The sequence below is a fragment of the Streptomyces sp. NPDC104096 genome, assembly GCF_055584385.1.
On sequence record NZ_JBVJMD010000011.1, the window covers coordinates 90,597 to 105,400 of the forward strand.

At 72.6% G+C, this 14,804-nt stretch carries 13 protein-coding genes; 8 read left to right on the top strand and 5 right to left on the bottom strand.

Features of this window, described 5'->3' with window-relative positions; all coding sequences use genetic code 11:
* The first annotated feature begins 30 nt into the window (after nucleotides 1–30).
* Nucleotides 31–822: a dioxygenase family protein gene (locus ACZ60B_RS14805; protein ID WP_469386847.1), complete on the top strand. Its 792-nt coding sequence runs from the start codon at nucleotides 31–33 to the stop codon at nucleotides 820–822.
* 15 nt (nucleotides 823–837) lie between these two features.
* On the opposite strand, the gene ACZ60B_RS14810 is transcribed toward ACZ60B_RS14805, so the two are convergent.
* Nucleotides 838–1,368: a GNAT family N-acetyltransferase gene (locus ACZ60B_RS14810; protein WP_469386848.1), complete on the bottom strand. Its 531-nt coding sequence runs from the start codon at nucleotides 1,366–1,368 to the stop codon at nucleotides 838–840.
* A 200-nt stretch (nucleotides 1,369–1,568) separates the two neighbouring features.
* Between ACZ60B_RS14810 and ACZ60B_RS14815 the strand changes: the two genes are divergently transcribed.
* On the top strand, nucleotides 1,569–2,567 hold the full coding sequence (locus ACZ60B_RS14815; RefSeq protein WP_351614790.1) for a sigma-70 family RNA polymerase sigma factor: 999 nt from the start codon (nucleotides 1,569–1,571) through the stop codon (nucleotides 2,565–2,567).
* Between the two features lie 605 nt (nucleotides 2,568–3,172).
* Nucleotides 3,173–3,805: a TetR/AcrR family transcriptional regulator gene (locus tag ACZ60B_RS14820; RefSeq protein WP_469387032.1), complete on the top strand. Its 633-nt coding sequence runs from the start codon at nucleotides 3,173–3,175 to the stop codon at nucleotides 3,803–3,805.
* Nucleotides 3,806–3,890: 85 nt separating this feature from the next.
* Here the strand turns inward: ACZ60B_RS14820 and ACZ60B_RS14825 are convergent, their stop codons facing one another.
* Entirely contained in the window at nucleotides 3,891–4,856 is a 966-nt protein-coding gene (locus ACZ60B_RS14825) for a helix-turn-helix transcriptional regulator (RefSeq protein ID WP_469386851.1), read from the bottom strand.
* Between the two features lie 62 nt (nucleotides 4,857–4,918).
* Between ACZ60B_RS14825 and ACZ60B_RS14830 the strand changes: the two genes are divergently transcribed.
* The 5 genes from ACZ60B_RS14830 (at nucleotide 4,919) to ACZ60B_RS14850 (ending at nucleotide 11,183) form a co-directional block, all read left to right on the top strand.
* A complete protein-coding gene (locus tag ACZ60B_RS14830) occupies nucleotides 4,919–6,466 on the top strand; it encodes an MFS transporter (RefSeq protein WP_469386853.1) in 1,548 nt (515 codons plus the stop codon).
* A 234-nt stretch (nucleotides 6,467–6,700) separates the two neighbouring features.
* Nucleotides 6,701–7,462, top strand: coding sequence for a DeoR/GlpR family DNA-binding transcription regulator (locus tag ACZ60B_RS14835; protein WP_469386855.1), 762 nt, complete (start codon nucleotides 6,701–6,703; stop codon nucleotides 7,460–7,462).
* Nucleotides 7,459–8,406, top strand: coding sequence for a 1-phosphofructokinase (gene pfkB / locus ACZ60B_RS14840; RefSeq protein ID WP_469386858.1), 948 nt, complete (start codon nucleotides 7,459–7,461; stop codon nucleotides 8,404–8,406). The genes ACZ60B_RS14835 and pfkB overlap by 4 nt, the downstream gene beginning before the upstream one ends.
* Nucleotides 8,407–8,506: 100 nt before the next feature.
* Nucleotides 8,507–10,642, top strand: a complete 2,136-nt coding sequence (locus ACZ60B_RS14845; RefSeq protein ID WP_469386860.1) for a PTS fructose transporter subunit IIABC — start codon at nucleotides 8,507–8,509, stop codon at nucleotides 10,640–10,642.
* Between the two features lie 244 nt (nucleotides 10,643–10,886).
* A complete protein-coding gene (locus ACZ60B_RS14850; RefSeq protein WP_469386862.1) occupies nucleotides 10,887–11,183 on the top strand; it encodes a hypothetical protein in 297 nt (98 codons plus the stop codon).
* Nucleotides 11,184–11,283: 100 nt separating this feature from the next.
* Here ACZ60B_RS14850 and ACZ60B_RS14855 read toward each other — a convergent pair whose 3' ends face one another.
* The 3 genes from ACZ60B_RS14855 to ACZ60B_RS14865 all read right to left on the bottom strand — a co-directional run bounded on the left by ACZ60B_RS14855 (nucleotide 11,284) and on the right by ACZ60B_RS14865 (nucleotide 14,696).
* Complete coding sequence (locus ACZ60B_RS14855; RefSeq protein ID WP_469386864.1) at nucleotides 11,284–12,030, bottom strand: DUF6227 family protein; 747 nt, start codon at nucleotides 12,028–12,030, stop codon at nucleotides 11,284–11,286.
* A 202-nt stretch (nucleotides 12,031–12,232) separates the two neighbouring features.
* On the bottom strand, nucleotides 12,233–13,453 hold the full coding sequence (locus ACZ60B_RS14860) for a L,D-transpeptidase (RefSeq protein WP_469386867.1): 1,221 nt from the start codon (nucleotides 13,451–13,453) through the stop codon (nucleotides 12,233–12,235).
* Between the two features lie 187 nt (nucleotides 13,454–13,640).
* Nucleotides 13,641–14,696, bottom strand: coding sequence for a P1 family peptidase (locus ACZ60B_RS14865; protein ID WP_469386868.1), 1,056 nt, complete (start codon nucleotides 14,694–14,696; stop codon nucleotides 13,641–13,643).
* Nucleotides 14,697–14,804: the final 108 nt, after the last annotated feature.

Genomic DNA, 14,804 nt, shown 5'->3' on the forward strand with positions numbered 1-14,804 from the left:
ACATCCGGTCCACCGGAGGGAGCCCCCGCCATGTCCGCCGCCGCCCAGGAGCGCATGCCCGCCCTCTACCTCAGCCACGGCGCCCCGCCGCTCGCGGACGACCCGGTCTGGCCCGGTCAGCTCGCCGCCTGGTCCGCCGACCTGCCGCGGCCCAGGGCGATCCTCATGGTCTCCGCCCACTGGGAGGAGGCCCCGCTCGCCCTCGGCGCGACCCGGACCGTGCCGCTCGTCTACGACTTCTGGGGCTTCCCGGAGCACTACTACCAGGTCACGTACGAGGCACCCGGCGCCCCCGAGCTCGCGGAGTCGGTCCGCAAGCTGCTGCGCGCCCCCGGCACCCCCGTGCAGGACATCCCTGACCGGGGCCTCGACCACGGCGCCTACGTCCCGCTGGTGGAGATGTTCCCGGACGCCGACATCCCGGTCCTCCAGGTCTCCCTGCCGACCCTCGACCCGGTGCGGCTGATGGAGATCGGCCGCAGGCTCGCCCCGCTGCGCGACGAGGGCGTGCTGATCGTCGGCTCCGGCTTCTTCACCCACAACCTCGCCGCGCTGCGGCACACCGGCCCGGGGGTGCCCACCTGGTCGTCCGAGTTCGACGACTGGGGCCGGCGGGCGCTGGAGGCGCGTGACTGGGACGCGCTGCTGGACTTCCTCCGCAAGGCCCCGGCCGGCCGCTACGCCCATCCGCGCACCGAGCACTTCGCCCCGCTGTTCGTGACCATGGGCGCGGCGGAGATGGCCGGCGAGCTGGACGACCAGCGGTCCGTGATCGACGGGTTCTGGCTGGGCATGGCGAAGCGGTCGGTGCAGTTCGGCTGAATCCGTGCGGTTCGGTCAGAGGTCCTTCTCGTACCAGGCCACGTCCCAGTGGCGGCCGAACTTGCGCCCCACCTCCCGGAAGGTGCCCACGTGCCGGAACCCGAAGCGTCCGTGCAGCCGCACGGACGCTTCGTTGGGCTGGGCGATGCCCGCGTAGGCACGGTGCAGGTCCTCGCCGGCCAGCGCCTCGAACAGGGCCTCGTACAGGAGCGTGCCGACGCCGCGGCCGCCGGCCCCCGGGGCGACGTAGACCGTGACCTCGACGGAGGTGGAGTAGGCGGCCTTCGCGCGGTAGGGGCTGGATGTGGCGTAACCCAGAATCTCCTGTGAGATCCCTTTCGGTGCCGCCTCCGTGGCAACCATCAGGCGGTGCGGACCGTCTTCAGGGTGGGAGAGCAGCCAAGGGCGGCGCTCTTCCGGAGTGAAGACAGCCGTGTCGAAGGTGATGGACGTCTCGCGTACGTAGTGGTTGTAGAGAGCCGTGAGGGCTTCGAGATCACTCTCGATACCCGGCCTGACCTGCACTTCTGTACGTTCCGACGGCATCGGTCCCCCTTCGTGGCGGCACAGGGTACTGCATGATCAGAAAAATAGGGTGACGGGTTGGGAATTCTGTCCTGATTCCAGTCGTTGTTTCCATCGGATGCAGGGCACCCGAGCAGAGTCCGGAGAAAGCCGCGAGAGTCCCGGACGCGGTGTCAGGCGTTCGCAGGACCACCCGCACCCACCATCGCAAGGGAGCACGCATGGCAACCCGTGCCGTCGCCCGTCGTAAGTCCGCCACCGGCGAGACGGCCGACGCGGCAAGCAGTGTTCGCACCCATGGCGGCGAGATCGCCGACCGCGACCTGGTCGGCATGTATCTCGACGAGATCGCGCGCACACCGCTGCTCGACGCAGCCAAGGAAGTCGACCTGTCCCAGACCATCGAAGCGGGTGTGTTCGCGCGACAGGTCCTCGACGGTGAGGCGGAGTCCGACACGGACGCCACCCGCGAGGAACTGGAGGCGCTGGACGCCGCCGGGGAACGGGCCAAGGACGTCTTCATCCGTTCCAACCTCCGCCTGGTCGTCGCCGTGGCGCGCCGCTACCCGCGCAGCGGCCTGCCCCTGCTCGACCTGATCCAGGAAGGCAACGCCGGCCTGGTGCGCGCGGTCGAGAAGTTCGACTACCGCAAGGGCTTCAAGTTCTCGACGTACGCGACCTGGTGGATCCGTCAGGCGATCACGCGCTCGATAGCGGACCAGTCCCGCACCATCCGGCTGCCCGTCCACCTGGTGGAGGAGCTGGGCCGGATCCGGCGCGTGCAGCGTGAGTTCAACCGTGAGAACGGCCGCGAGCCGGAGCCCGCGGAGATCGCGGCCGAGCTCGGCTCGACGCCGGAGCGTGTCATCGACGTGCTCGACTGGGCCCGTGACCCGGTCTCGCTGAACATGTCGGTGGACGACGACGGGGACACCCAGTTCGGCGACCTCCTGGAGGACACCTCGGCCGTGTCGCCGGAACAGTCCGTCCTCACCCTGCTGCGCAGCGAGGAGCTGGACGGCCTGATCGGCCGCCTCGACCAGCGCACGGCCTCCATCATCAAGATGCGTTACGGCATCGAGGACGGCCGCGAGCGCACGCTCACCGAGGTCGGCAAGGAGCACGGTCTGACGCGTGAACGCATCCGCCAGATCGAGAAGCACGCGCTCCTCGAACTGAAGAAGCTGGCGCGCGACACCGGGTTCGACGCGGCGGCGTGACGCCGGTGGCATGACGCGGTGCGGGCCTTCGCCTGTCGGCGTATGCACCGCCCGGTGTACGCCCGGGGCCTGTACCCGATGGGTACGCCCAGGGCCATGCGCTGGGGTCGTACGCCGGGTGGCGAAAGCCCGCGCAAACATGGCGATGTATCGCCGCTTCAACCCGTAGGGCCCCGGGAACAAGACTCCCGGGCACCGGGGTTCGGGCCCCGCGGGGCGGCCGGGGGGCCGTCCTCGCGCCGATGAGCCATGTCCCGACGCAATCCCCCCCGGCGCCGGGACTTTCCCAGAGTCGGGCTTCGGCGCCCATCCCCCCGGGTGCCGGGGCCCGGCTCGCCCCCTCGGAGGGGAAGCGTCCGGACGAGCGCACGACGGACAGCTTCCGCATTCGCGCACGCTCGAAGGGCGGGGCACCCCGTACCTGAACTCCGGGGTGGCCCGCCGAATGGCAGATTGTGCCACATGGGCATAGCCTGCCGGGCGTGAGTACCACCCCCGCACCAGCTCTTCCCGGCTCCTCCTGTTCCTCCCCCTCCGCTCGTTCCGCTTTTGCTGCCTCTTCCCCCGTCTCTTCCACCGCTTCTTCCGCGTCCGCCGCGCCCTCGCTGACCGAGCGACGCAAGGCGGCGACGCGGATGGAGATCGCCCGGGCGGCGGCACGTCTCTTCGCGACCCGCGGACTGCGCGCCACCCGCGCCGAGGACATCGCCCAGGCCGCCGGGATCGCCCCTCGCACGTTCTACCGCTACTTCGCCACCAAGGAGGAGGCCGTCGCCCCGCTGTACGCGGCGGGCGCGCGGCACTGGGCGGAAGCGGTGCGCGAGGCTCCGGCCGAACTGTCGCTGCCGCAGGCACTCGAACACGCGGTGCGCGGAACGCTGACCCCCGGTGCCGGGGTGCCGGCGGTCTCCTGGGAGTGGGCCCGGACCCTGATCCGGCTGGCCGAGGCCGGCCCGGCGCTGCGGAAGGTGTGGGCGGAGGTCTGCCACGACGCGGAGGGCGAGCTGACCGAGATCCTGGCGCGACGGCTGGCCCAGGGCGACGACATCGTTGCCGTCCGGCTCGCCGCGTCCCCGAGGCTGCGCTTCGCCGCCGCCACCGCGAGTGCCGCGGTCCGCGTGGCGGTCGAGGTCTGGGCGACGGGGAACGCGGCGCCGGCCTCGGCGGAGGGACCGGCGGCACTGGCGCTGGGCAACCTCACGGTGCTGCGCGGCTTCTCCTGGGAGGACGTGCGGTAGGCCGTGCGGCAGGACGGACGGTGAGAGCGGGCGGGCCCGGCTGCCCCCGCCCACCCGCCCCGGCTCACCCGCTCCCAGGGCCTGTTCACCCGCCCCCGGCCCGGCTCAGGCGTCCGCCCAGCTCTCGTACGAAAGCCGCCAGTTCCACCGGTTCGCGGACCTCGAACTCGTACCCCAGGACCGCCAGCCGCATCGCCAGCCACTCCATCGGATCGCCGGTCGTGCCCCGTACCCGGCAGCCGCCCGCCTCCGTCGGCTCCGGCGGGGCGAACCACGCCGGCAGCCGGGCCGCGACGGCCTCGGCGGGTGCGGCGAAGACGGCCTCGAAGGCGTAGGTCTCCTGCCGCCGCCGGATCGACCGGCGCAGGTATTCCGCCGCGCTCCCCGTCGGCAGCTCCCGCGCAGCGAACCGCGCTCCCGTCGCGACCGGCTCGCTCACCCGGTCGACCCGGAACGTACGCCAGTCGGCACGGTCGAGGTCGTACGCGACGAGGTACCAGCGGCGTCCCGTCGACACCAGCCGGTAGGGCTCGGTGAGGCGCCGGGTCTGGGTGCCGTCCGCGGCCCGGTAGGCGAACCGCAGCCGCTCGCTCCCGGCCACCGTAGAGGCGATGACGGTCAGCGTCTCGGGCGCGATGGTCGCACCGTCCCCGCTGGTCAGCGGAGTGGTCGCGGCCTGGAGGGTGGCCACCCGGTGGCGCAGCCGGGACGGCAGCACCTGCTCCAGCTTGGCCAGTGCCCGCACCGATGCCTCGTCCACGCCCTCCAGCGCGTGCCCGGCGCCCGCGCGCAGCCCCACCGCGATCGCCACCGCCTCCTCGTCGTCGAGCACGAGCGGCGGCATCGCCTTGCCGGCGACCAGCCGGTAGCCGCCGTCGGCGCCCTTGCTCGCCTGCACGGGATAGCCGAGTTCGCGCAGCCGGTCGATGTCGCGCCGGACCGTGCGCCGGGAGACTCCGAGCCGGTCGGCGAGCTCGCCGCCGGGCCACTCCCTGGGCGTCTGGAGGAGGGAGAGGAGCTGGAGCAGCCGGGCCGGGGTGTCCGTCGTCATGAGTTCGAGGATGCCGCACAACTAGGACATGATCTGACCTAATACGGGCCTAGGTTTCGGGTATGACCTCCACCGAGACCCCTCCCAGTGCCCAGCCCGCCGTGGGCGACCGGCGCCGCTGGTTCGCCCTCGCGATCGTGATGACCGCGGCGTTCATGGACCTTGTCGACGTCACCATCGTCAACATCGCCATCCCGTCCATCCAGAAGGACGCGGGCGCGACCTTCAGCCAGATCCAGTGGATCACCGCGGGCTACGCGCTGGCCTTCGCCGCCGGGCTCATCACGGGCGGTCGGCTCGGCGACATCCACGGCCGCAAGCGGCTGTTCCTCGTCGGCATCGGCGGGTTCACGATCGCGTCCGCGCTGTGCGGCTTCGCCGCGAACCCGGAGATGCTGGTCGCCTCCCGGATCCTCCAGGGCGGCATGGCGGCGATGATGGTGCCGCAGGTCCTGTCCATCGTGCACGCCACCTTCCCGGCCCATGAGCGGGGCAAGGTGTTCGGGCTGTTCGGCGCGATCGTCGGACTGGGCGCGGTCTCCGGGCCGCTGCTCGGCGCGCTGCTGACGGAGTGGAACCTCTTCGGTCTCGAATGGCGCCCGATCTTCCTCATCAACCTGCCGGTCGGCGTCGTGGGCCTGATCCTCGGCCGGCGCTTCATCACCGAGTCCAAGGCGCCGCGGGCCCTCAAGCTGGACCTGGTCGGGGTCGTGCTGGTGACGCTGGGTCTGCTGATGCTGCTGTACCCGCTGACCCGCGGGCGTGAGCTGGGCTGGCCGGTGTGGGGGTACGTCACGATGGCGGGTTCGCTCGTCGTCTTCGGGGCGCTGGTGGCGTACGAGCGGCGCAAGGCCGCGCGGGACGGATCCCCGCTGGTCGAGCTGTCGCTGTTCCGGGTGAAGAGCTTCGCGGCCGGCATCGCCGTGCAGACGGTCTTCGGGGTCGCGCTCGGCGTCTTCTTCCTGGTCTGGACGCTGTACATGCAGATCGGGCTGGGCTGGAGCCCGCTGCGGGCGGGTCTGACCGGGGTGCCCTTCTCGATCGCGGTGTCGGCGGCCGCGGGCCTGTCGGTGCAGAAGCTGGTGCCGCGCTTCGGGCGTGGTGTGCTCCAGGCGGGCGCGCTGCTGATGGCGGCGGGCGTGCTGGTCTACATCGGGGAGTCGGAGCGGTACGGGCTCGGCATCGCCTCCTGGCAGATGGCGCTGCCGCTGGTCGTGATGGGGGTGGGCATGGGCCTGATCGTCGCCCCGCTGACCGACGCGGTGCTGTCGGAGGTGCCGCGCGAGCACTCCGGTTCGGCGTCCGGGCTCATCAACACCGTGCAGCAGATGGGCAACGCGCTGGGGCTCGGGCTGGTGTCGGTGGTCTTCTTCGGAGAGATCGGCGACCGGCTGACCGCGGACCAGGTGGGACCGTCCTTCGTGAACGCGTTCCAGCACGCGCTGGTCTGGGTGGCCGTGGTGATGGCCGTCATCTTCCTGCTGATGTTCGCTCTGCCGAAGCGGCCGGCGCAGCACGTGGAGGGCGCGCCGGAGCCGGACCCGGGCGCGGCGGAGCGGGGATCGGAGTCCGCGGCGGCCTCGGCGCCCGCCTCGGAGCTGGTGTCCTGAGCCACCGGTTTCGATCCGGACGGGACGGCGGTGCCTGCGGGCGCCGCCGTTTCGGTTTTTCCGGCCCGGGCGGCGAGCGCCGCCGCGGAGGCCGGTCGGAAAACGTGCCGGGGAAGCGTGCCGGGAAAGCCCGTTTGTGTCTGTCTGATGCCCGAACCTGTTTACTTTCCGGAAATCCAGACGTACCGTACTGGTGAAACCACAGATTCGGGCATCGGTCGGAGGCGAACGGACATGTACGCACCGGAGCGACAGCAGGAGATCCTGCGGCTCGCCCGTGACGGCGGCCGCGTGGACGTGCTGTCGCTCGCCGAGGAGTTCCAGGTCACCGCGGAAACGATCCGCCGCGATCTGAAGGCCCTCGACCGCGCGGGCCTGGTCCGCCGGGTCCACGGTGGCGCCATACCGGCCGGACGCCTCGACTTCGAGCCCGACCTGGCCGAGCGCGAGTCCACCTCGGCGGACGAGAAGGACCTCATCGCCAAGGCGGCCCTCACGGAACTGCCGGGCGAGGGAACGGTGATCCTCGACGCCGGGACGACGGTCGCCCGCCTCGCCGCGGCCGTCCCGCTGGACGCCTCGCTCACCGTCGTCACCCACAGCCTGCCGATCGCGGCCCGCCTCGCGGACCACCCCGGCATCCAGCTCCACCTCGTCGGAGGGCGCGTCCGGCACCGCACCCGTGCCGCCGTCGACGCCTGGGCGCTGCGCGCGTACGGCGAGATCCGGGCCGACGTCCTCTTCGTGGCCGCCAACGGCTTCTCCGCCGAGCACGGTCTGACCACCCCCGACCTGGCCGAGGCCGCGGTGAAGCGGGCCGCGATCGCCGCCGCCCGCCGCGTGGTGCTGCTGGCCGACTCCGCCAAGCACGGGCAGGAGCACTTCGCCCGCTTCGGCGGTCTCGGCGACGTCGATCTGCTGATCACCGACAGCGGGCTCAGTCCCGAGGACACCGCCGTCATCGAGCGCGGCGGCACGGAAGTTGTGCGCACATGATTCTCACCGTCACCCCCAACCCGTCCCTCGACCGCACGTACGAGGTGCCCTCGCTGGATCGCGGCGACGTCATCCGCGCCACCGGCGAGCGCGTGGACCCCGGCGGCAAGGGCGTGAACGTCTCGCGCGCCGTCGCGGCCGCCGGGCGGCGCACGGTCGCCGTGCTGCCCCTGGGAGGCGCGCCGGGCGCGCTCGTCGCCGGCCTCCTCGACGCACAGGGCATCGAGGTCGCGCGGGTCCCGGTCGCCGGTGCCACCCGCTCGAACATCGCCCTGGCGGAGGCGGACGGCGTCCTGACGAAGATCAACGCGCCGGGTCCCGAACTGTCGCCCGACGAGCAGGAACTGCTGCTGGAGACGGTGCGCGCGCGGTCGGGCGACGCCGACTGGATCGCCTGCTGCGGGAGCCTGCCCCGCGGTCTCACACCGTCCTGGTACGCCGACCTGGTCGCCCGCGCCCACGCCGCGGGGGTGCGGATCGCACTGGACACCTCGGGCCCCGCGCTGCTGGAGGCGCTGCGCGAGCGGCCCGACGTGGTGAAGCCGAACGCCGAGGAACTCGCCGAGGCCGTCGGGCGCCCCCTGTCGACCGTGGGCGACGCGCTGAAGGCGGCCGAGGAACTGCGCGCGCTGGGCGCGGGCGCCGTGCTCGCGAGCCTCGGCGCCGACGGGCAGCTCCTCGTGGCCGCCGAGGGCGCCTGGTTCGCCGAGGCGCGGGTCGACGTCGTACGCAGCAACGTGGGCGCCGGTGACGCCTCCCTGGCCGGCTTCCTGATCGCCGGCGGCAGCGGTCCGGAGGCGCTCGCCTCGGCCGTCGCGCACGGCGCGGCCGCCGTCCGGCTGCCCGGCAGCGTCATGCCCACCCCGGCGGACCTGGATCCGGCGGCGGTGACGGTCGCGACCGAGGTCCCCACGGACCGCGAGCTGACGGAGCCGGTGTCGTGAACCCCCGCCCCGCCGTCCCCGCCTTCCCCCACAGCACCACCCCCGTCCCCCTGTGCGTCCGGTTCATCTCCCGGGCGATACGCGTGCGAAGGAGCCCGCGATGAGCGACCTGATCACCGCGGACCTGGTCGATCTCGACCTGTCCGCCGACACCAAGGAAGCGGCGGCACGCGCCCTCGCCGAGCGCATGGTCGCCCGGGGCCGGGTGACCGACCTGGACGGCTTCCTCGCCGACGTCGCCGCCCGCGAGGCGCAGATGCCCACCGGGCTCGACGGCGGCATCGGCATCCCGCACTGCCGCAGCGCGCACGTCACCGAGCCGACGCTCGCCTTCGGGCGCAGCCCGGCCGGGGTCGACTTCGGCGCGGCGGACGGCCCGGCCGACCTGATCTTCCTGATCGCCGCGCCGGCCGGCGCCGACGACGCCCATCTGACCATCCTGTCCTCGCTGGCCAGGCAGCTGATGAACGACGAGTTCACCGCCGCGCTGCGGTCGGCCGGGGACGCGGCCGACGCGGCCGCGCTCATCTGCGGCGAGAAGGCTCCGGCGGACATCGGGAAGCCGGCCGACGGCGTCCCCGCGGACGCCGGGGCCGACGAGCCCACCTCCCAGGACACCGCCGTGGCGCCGGTGGCGGCCTCCGCCGACGCCACGGCGGGCAGCGGTACGACGACGGGCTCGGCTCCGGCGGCCACGGCCGGCCCCGCAGGCGCGGGCGAGCGACCCTTCCGTGTCGTCGCCGTCACCTCCTGCCCCACCGGGATCGCGCACACCTACATGGCGGCCGAGTCGCTGGAGAGCGCGGGCCGCGAGGCGGGCGTCGAGGTCGTCGTCGAGACCCAGGGTTCGGCCGGCTTCGCCCGGCTCGACCCGGCGGTCGTCGCCGCGGCGGACGGCGTGATCTTCGCGCACGACGTCCCCGTACGGGACAAGGACCGCTTCGCCGGCAAGCCGACCGTCGACGTCGGCGTGAAGGCGGGCATCAACCGCCCCGCCGAACTCATCGCCGAGGTCCGCGGCAAGGCGGAGCGCGGCGAGGTCACCGCGCCGGCCGCCGCGGACGGCACCGGCACCGGCACGCCGGTCGAGCGGGCCGGCGGCGCCACCGAGGGCTACGGCACCAAGCTGCGCACCTGGCTGATGAGCGGCGTCAGCTACATGGTCCCGTTCGTCGCCGCGGGCGGTCTGCTGATCGCCCTCGGCTTCGCGATCGGCGGCTACAAGATCAACAAGGCGCCGTCGGTCATGGACCACTTCGTCTGGACCCAGACGGACAGCTGGGCCGCGCTGCTCTTCCAGATCGGCGTCGTGTCCTTCGGCTTCCTGGTCCCGGTCCTGGCCGGCTACATCGCCTACGGCATGGCGGACCGCCCCGGCCTGGTCCCCGGATTCGTCGGCGGCGCGATCTCGCTGACCATCAACGCGGGCTTCCTCGGCGGCCTCGCGGCCGGTCTGATCGCCGGCGGCGTGGTGCTGTCGATCCAGCGGGTGAAGGTCCCGGCCGCGATGCGCGGCATCATGCCGGTGGTCGTGATCCCGCTGATCTCCGCGGCGATCGTCGGATTCCTGATGTTCGTGGTCATCGGCAAGCCCATCGCCGCCGCGCAGAAGGGCATGACCGACTGGCTGAACCACCTCACCGGATCCAACGCCATCCTGCTCGGCGGCCTGCTCGGCCTGATGATGTGCTTCGACCTCGGCGGCCCGGTCAACAAGGTCGCCTACACCTTCGCCACCGCCGGTATCGCGGTCGCCGCCCCGAGCGACTCGGCCATGAAGATCATGGCGGCCGTGATGGCGGCCGGCATGGTGCCGCCGCTGGCGATGGCGCTGGCCACGACCGTGCGCGGCCGGCTCTTCACCCAGACCGAGCGGGAGAACGGCAAGGCCGCCTGGGTCCTGGGCGCCTCCTTCATCACCGAGGGCGCGATCCCGTTCGCGGCGGCCGACCCGCTGCGGGTCATCCCGTCCGCGATGGCGGGCGGCGCGGTCACCGGCGCGCTGTCGATGGCCTTCGGCGCCACCCTGCGCGCCCCGCACGGCGGCATCTTCGTGGTGCCGCTGATCGGCAACCCGCTCCTGTACCTGGTCGCCCTCGCCGCGGGTGTCTGCGTCACGGCGGCTCTGGTCGTCCTCCTCAAGGGCCTGCGCGCACCGGTCGCCGAGGACCCGGCGGCGCAGACGCAGGGCGCGGCCACGACGGAGGCGCAGCGCAAGCAGCCGGTGGCCGCGTAAGCGGACGCGCGGCCACGCAGGGCGGACGGCCGCAGTCCCGGGGGACCGGGACTGCGGCCGTCCGCATGTCCCTCCGGGGCGCTGTGAGTTGCTCGGCGCCCGTATGCGCCGACCGTTCCCGATCTTCCCCGGCTTTCCCGACTGCCGTAATCGCCGTCTCTGACCCAACCGCCACAACTGCCGCATCTGCGAGATGCGTCACGGTACGGGCTTGATGTGCGGCCGCTGGTGTCTACTGGACCGTATGTCTGAGCACCTCTCGATCCCTCAGCTGGCCGGTCTGACGGTCCTTGCTCTGGCGGCGGCGGTCGTCTGGGTGATGTGCCTGACCCGCGTCCTGCGCCGCGGCCACGACAGGGTTTCCGGGTGGCGTTCCGGCCCTGCCGACCTGGCCGCTTTCCCGGTGTTGCCCGCCCCTTCCGTGCTGTCCGCCCTTCCGGCCCAGCGGCATACGGGCCCGCAGCAGGAGTCCGTGGAGCTGACTCCGGCGGAGGAGGACGCCTTCGCGGGCCTGGTCGAGCGGTTCGGCGCGGGCGGCTGACCGAGCGGGTCGAACCCCGGGCGGGGTGATCCCCCGGGGGGCATCCTCGGGTGGAATGACTTGCGGGCGGGGCGGCTCCCGGCGGGTTTCGCCGCGTCCGTCAGGAGCGGCGCGCCGCGCGCCGTTCCATCGCCTCGCGGGCCGCGTCCTCGCTCGGGTAGACCTCGCACATGTGCCGACCGTCGGGCGTCTCCGTGTGCTCGACCTCCCACAGGGCGATCTCCCTGCCGTCCCGCAGCAGGAACGCGTGCTCGTAGAGCGCGAAGCACAGGCCGATCCGGCCCGCGCGGCACGGGCGGCCGAAGGCCTGGGTGATCTGGTGGGCGAACGCCGACGCCAGCAGTTCGGCCGTGTCCGCGCCCGGACGGTCCGGGTTCTCCGCCCGGCGCAGCAGCCGGCGCGCGTGGTCCGCCGAGTCGTCGGGCGTGTACGCGTGCCGCGGCTGGGGGAACGGCGAGAGCTGCACCATCACCGGCAGTTCGAAGTCGGGGGTGTCGGGCGGTAAGGACAGCCGGGAGGTGGCGGCGCGCAGCTCCTCCTCGTCGACGTACACCTCGTGCTGCGGGTCGCCGCCCGGCGCGGTGTTGTGGACGAGCTCCCACAGCGTCAGCGCCGAGCCGTCGGCGAGCAGCCAGGTGTGCCGGTAGGTCTCGCGATGCAGCCCCGCGCTGTGGTGCGCGGAGTGCAGCGAACTGTCGTGCGCCAGCGCGCAGTCGAGCCGCCGGATCACCTCGTCGGGCAGCTCGAAGGAGTTCAGGGCACGACCGAGGAGTCGCGCGAGGTGCTCTTCCGGAGACTCGGGCGACTCGGGTGGTTCGTACGCTGCGGTCTCGTACGGAACGCTCAAGGTTTCTCCTGGCGTTGCTGCATGTCACCTTGTGGGTGCATACCGTAGCCCCTCGGTCGGACATCATGTCCGGGAACCGGGAAAACGTACACAGGGAAAACGCGCGGGCCGCGCGGGAAGTTCCCGCACGGCCCGCCGGATCGTCAAAATCCGCTGGTCAAAAGGGAGTTCCGGGCGAAAGGCCTCGGCGGGAGGCCCGCCGTCAGGCGGCGCTGCCCGCGGTCCACTCGTCCCACGGCATGTTCCAGCCGTTGAGTCCGTTGTCCGGCGCCACGGTCTTGTCGGGGGAGTTCCGGACCACCACGACGTCCCCGATGAGCGAATTGTCGTAGAACCACTTGGCGGACGTGTCGCCCTGGGCGCCCTGCACGTCCTGGAGCCCCACGCAGCCGTGGCTGGTGCCGGTCTGCCCGAAGGGCGGGGCGGACTTGTTGTACCAGTAGTTGCCGTGGACGAAGGTGCCGGAGTTGGTCAGGCGCATCGCGTGCGGCACGTCCGCGATGTCGTACTCGCCGCCGTAGCCGACCGTCGATCCGTTCATGCGGGTCTGCGTGAACTTCTCGGAGATCACCATCTGCCCGTTGTAGGTGGTGTGCTCCGGGCTGCCCGAGGAGATCGGGACCGTCTTGACGGTCCGGCCGTCGCGGACCACCGTCATGGTCTGCGTGTCGACGTCGACCGTGGAGACCTGCGAGCGGCCGACGGTGAAGGTGACGGTCTTCTTCTGCACCCCGAAGACGCCGTTCGCGCCCTGCACGCCGTCCAGGTCGATCTTCATCGTGACCTTGGAACCGGCCTTCCAGTACTGGTCGGGGCGGAAGTCCAGCCGCTGCGCGCCGAACCAGTGCCCGACCACCTGCTGCCCGCTGCTGGAGGTGACCGTGATGTGCGACCGGACGGCCTCCGTGTCGGTGATGGCCTTGTCGAAGGTGAACGACACCGGCATCCCGACGCCGACCGTCGTGCCGTCGTCGGGCGTGTACGTGCCGATGAAGCTGTTCGCCGACGAGACGGTGGTGAAGATGGAGTTCGCGGCGGCGGTACGGCCGCTCCGGTCCTTCGCGGTCGCCGATATCCGGTACTTGGTCCCGCGCTCCAGCCGGTCCTTCGGCTTCCAGCTGCTGCCGTCGGCGGACAGGGAGCCGTCCACGGCCTGTCCGGTCCCCGCGACCGTCATCTTCACGTCGGTCAGGGTGCCGCCGCTGACCCGCACGCCGGTCGAGTTGATCGACGCGCCGGTCGAGCCGTCCGCGGCCGAGATGGCGATCTTCGCCGTGGACGTCCTGGGGGTGCTCGTGCCGCCCTTGTCGTCCCCGGTCCCGGCGTTGGCGTCGCCGCCGCAGGCGGTGAGGGTGAGGGCGCCGACGATCAGGGCGGCACAGGCCCCCAGTACGCGCCGCGCTGACTTCTTCGGCGTTGTCACGATCTGCTCCAGGTCTGTGTGGTGTACGGGTTCCGCTCACATACGTGGAGAAGGAGCGACCCGGCGTGGCGGGGGTTCCCGACCGCCGCCCGGAACGGCGTCACGTGACAGAACAGGGACAATCCGATGAGGTGCCCGTCATCAACTCCTCCGGCACGGGGGGATTTCGGCGCCGCCGTCGCCCCGGTCAGCGCTCCCGGTCGCCGCCCCGGCCGGCCTCCGCCCCGTACAGCGTCCCGTACGACGGCCACGCGCCTCCCGGTCCGTCCACCGACTCGGCTGCCCGGACGGCACGCACGATCGCCCGGGTCACGAGGTCCGCGCCCGCTTCGAGGAGTTCGTTCAGCGCGCGCGGGCGCTCGCTGTCGAGCGGACGCGCTCCCGTCGCCAGCGTGAACACGGTGTCCCCGTCGTGGAGCAGGTGCACCGGCCGTACGGCGCGTGCGATCCCGTCGTGGGCCGTGCCCGCCAGCTTCTGCGCCTGGGCCTTCGACAGCCGGGCATCGGTGGCGACCACCGCCAGCGTCGTGTTCAGCGGCGGGGACGCGTTCCTGCGGGCGGCCTCGGCCAGACGCAGACCCGCGGCCCGGTGCGCCTGCGCCGACGGATAGTCCACGCGCCCCTGGAAGTACTCCCCGTAGAGCACGCCGGTCTCCGGGTCCATCACCGAGCCCGCCGCGTTGGCCACCACCAGCGCGGCCACCGTGATCCCCGACTCCAGGACGGCGCTCGCGGTGCCGACCCCGCCCTTGAGCGCCCCGGCCGCCGCTCCGGTGCCGGCGCCCACGCACCCTTCGGGCACGGGAGCGCCGGGTGCGGCCGCCGCGGCCGCCTCGACCGCGGCCCGCCCGGTGGCCGCGTCCGGCCTGGCCCGGAAGGAGCCGCCCCGGCCCAGGTCGAAGACACAGGCGGCGGGCACCACGGGCACGACGTGCGCCGGATCCGTCCCCACGGACACTCCGCGCCCCTGCTCCTCCAGCCAGGCCATCACCCCCGACGCCGCGTCGAGCCCGTACGCACTGCCGCCGGTCAGGACGATCGCGTCGACCCGCTCCACCAGGTTGCGCGGGTCGAGGGCGTCGGTCTCCTTGGTGCCGGGGCCGCCGCCGCGCACGTCCACGGCGGCGACGGCCCCGCCTTCCGGGGCGAGCACGACCGTGGTGCCGGTGAGCCACCCCTCGCCGGTGCGCGTCGCGTGCCCCACCCGCACCCCGGCCACGTCGGTCAAAGCGTCGACTGTCATGGGGATCAGTGTCGCTCCGCCCGTCGTCCCACGGGCCGCTTCGCGCACCGCCGCGCACACGCCGGCGGGCTCGGGGCGTCCCGCGTCGTCGGGCCCGAGGCGTCCCGC

Coding starts and splice junctions, on each gene's coding strand:
- ACZ60B_RS14805 (WP_469386847.1), top strand. CDS start 31: ATGTCCGCCGCCGCCCAGGAGCGCATGCCCGCCCTCTACCTCAGCCAC.
- ACZ60B_RS14810 (WP_469386848.1), bottom strand. CDS start 1,368: ATGCCGTCGGAACGTACAGAAGTGCAGGTCAGGCCGGGTATCGAGAGT.
- ACZ60B_RS14850 (WP_469386862.1), top strand. CDS start 10,887: ATGTCTGAGCACCTCTCGATCCCTCAGCTGGCCGGTCTGACGGTCCTT.
- ACZ60B_RS14845 (WP_469386860.1), top strand. CDS start 8,507: ATGAGCGACCTGATCACCGCGGACCTGGTCGATCTCGACCTGTCCGCC.
- ACZ60B_RS14825 (WP_469386851.1), bottom strand. CDS start 4,856: ATGACGACGGACACCCCGGCCCGGCTGCTCCAGCTCCTCTCCCTCCTC.
- pfkB (WP_469386858.1), top strand. CDS start 7,459: ATGATTCTCACCGTCACCCCCAACCCGTCCCTCGACCGCACGTACGAG.
- ACZ60B_RS14815 (WP_351614790.1), top strand. CDS start 1,569: ATGGCAACCCGTGCCGTCGCCCGTCGTAAGTCCGCCACCGGCGAGACG.
- ACZ60B_RS14830 (WP_469386853.1), top strand. CDS start 4,919: ATGACCTCCACCGAGACCCCTCCCAGTGCCCAGCCCGCCGTGGGCGAC.
- ACZ60B_RS14865 (WP_469386868.1), bottom strand. CDS start 14,696: ATGACAGTCGACGCTTTGACCGACGTGGCCGGGGTGCGGGTGGGGCAC.
- ACZ60B_RS14835 (WP_469386855.1), top strand. CDS start 6,701: ATGTACGCACCGGAGCGACAGCAGGAGATCCTGCGGCTCGCCCGTGAC.